Source organism: Mesobacillus sp. (assembly GCF_049588175.1).
Taxonomy (GTDB): Bacteria; Bacillota; Bacilli; order Bacillales; family Cytobacillaceae; genus Mesobacillus.
Map to the genome: position 1 here is coordinate 1 of NZ_JBAVFI010000420.1, position 1,999 is coordinate 1,999.

Consider the following 1,999-nt stretch of genomic DNA (forward strand, 5'->3'; position numbering starts at 1 on the left):
ATAAAAAGCAGTCCAATTTTTAGACTTGTTGGACTGCTAATCAATAAGATAATAAGTTCTTTAAATAACTCGCCTATGAAATGAAGGTGCGCACTACTCTCTTAGTTCCCTTTTATCTCGAGAAGCTTTATTCTAAGTTCGTTTTCCATGGCTGCGAGGTCTTGTTCGGCCATGCGGCGTTTGGTGCGGCCTTCTTCTTGGATTCGCAATGTTTCTTCCAGTGTTGAAATCAAGTTTTCCTGGGTCTTTTTCAATGTTTCGATGTCGACCAGGCCGCGCTCGTTTTCTTTTGCTGTTTCGATTGTATTGGTTTTCAGCATTTCCGCGTTTTTCAGCAGCAGGTCATTGGTTGTCTTGGAAACCTGCTTTTGTGCTTCAACAGCATGTCGCTGCCTGATTAATGTCAAAGCAATCGCAACCTGGTTTTTCCAAAGTGGAATCGCCGTTACGATTGATGATTGGATCTTTTCGACGAGCGCTTGATTCGTGTTCTGGATCAGCCTGATTTGGGGCGCGCTTTGAATTGTAATTTCACGGCTTAATTTCAAATCGTGCAGCCTTTTATCAAGTCGGTCGGCAAATTGGATCATGTCGTTGACTTCCTGGAACTTCATCTGGTCATTCGTTTCCGCTGCAGCCTTTTTCAGCGCAGGAATCGTTTTTTCATGAAGCTCTTCCAGCTTTATTTCCCCTGCTGCGATATAAATATTCAGCGCCTGGAAATATTCTTTATTTGTTTCATACAATTTTTCCAACATGCCAATGTCAGATAACAGAACGTTTTTGCTGCGGTCGAGCTTTACACTAATTCGATCGATTTGAGCTCCGGTTTTCTGATACTTGGACAGCACTTCCTGAATGGTACCGTTCACTTTCCCGAACATCCTTGAGAGTAAAGAAGGCTTCTCCGCACGCAATTCATCCGGGCTCACATGGTTCAATTGCTTCATCAGATCGCTGATGATTTCGCCAATTTCACCGACATCCTTTTTTTGGACATGTTCAAGCATCGCATGCGAGAACGAAAGCAATTTCCCCTGTGCCTGTGTTCCATACATAATCATCGCCTGGTGGTTCTTCGGGTCGATCTGCTCTGCCAGCTGATACGCCTTTGCGCGATTTTCTTCCGGAAGAACATCGACCAGCTTTACCGGCCTGCTTTCCTGCTCCGGACTAACTGCTTTCATAGCACTATCCCCTTTCTCACCGAAGGGATTTGCCAGGATATCATCCATGATATTGCCACTGTCTTTTAATAAATCGAGGTCTTTCTCGTTCATTTTTTCGTCCTCCATTTTTCATCAAGGTATTTCGTTTCTTTTACCGAATTTAGCCTATGCCTGGCTACATCTATCTCAAAATTCAAATGGTCATAATCATCGGACAGGACATGGTAGAGGTCTTTTTCTACGACCCCTGTCATATCAATCAAAGTTCGCTGGGTGTCTTCGAGTGTGTACTGCATGTCACGGTTCACTTTTGACTGTGAAGTTAGAAAGGCATACTTCTCGGTAAGTTCAAGGACAGAATCCAGATGTGAAAAATAAAACTGCTCCGCCTGGTAAAATCGCTTTGGTTCCTTTTTGGTGAGGTTATAAATATTCCGGATCATCCGGATCAGTTCCATTCGCTGCTTTAGCGACCGGATATGGCGGATTGAAAACTGGACCTTTTGCAGGCGTTTGATCTTCATTTTTGCCTCATCAAGATTTTTCTTTATATATTTATATTCCCTTCTCGTCAGGCCATGTTTTTTCAAAAATTTGTTCTTCATAAAGCTGCCGAGACCGAAATAAACCAGCCCTCCGGCTGCGATCGCAATCAGGGAAGACACACCAAATGGCTGATCAAATCCTGTATAGGTGAGGAGCCAAACGAACATCGTTGCCGGGATGGCTGCCAAGGTACGGACAAAAAATGAAAGAATCGGGTTCATCATCAATACACTCCTTCATGGAATCCTTCCTATGTATACGATTGACACACGGTCAACGTTTCA

The 1,999-nt window shown here is 43.7% G+C and carries 2 protein-coding genes; both read right to left on the bottom strand.

Going from position 1 to position 1,999, the window contains the following annotated elements; all coding sequences use genetic code 11:
- Positions 1–101: 101 nt before the first annotated feature.
- The gene (locus WB217_RS10455; RefSeq protein ID WP_423993170.1) at positions 102–1,280 is read right to left on the bottom strand and encodes a toxic anion resistance protein; all 1,179 of its coding nucleotides are present in this window, start codon (positions 1,278–1,280) and stop codon (positions 102–104) included.
- Complete coding sequence (locus WB217_RS10460) at positions 1,277–1,939, bottom strand: 5-bromo-4-chloroindolyl phosphate hydrolysis family protein (RefSeq protein ID WP_423993171.1); 663 nt, start codon at positions 1,937–1,939, stop codon at positions 1,277–1,279. The genes WB217_RS10455 and WB217_RS10460 overlap by 4 nt, the downstream gene beginning before the upstream one ends.
- Between the last annotated feature and the right edge of the window lie 60 nt (positions 1,940–1,999).

What these genes read in the sequence shown, in the direction of transcription:
- WB217_RS10455 (WP_423993170.1), bottom strand. Translation starts at nt 1,280, where the DNA reads ATGAACGAGAAAGACCTCGATTTATTAAAAGACAGTGGCAATATCATG.
- WB217_RS10460 (WP_423993171.1), bottom strand. Translation starts at nt 1,939, where the DNA reads ATGATGAACCCGATTCTTTCATTTTTTGTCCGTACCTTGGCAGCCATC.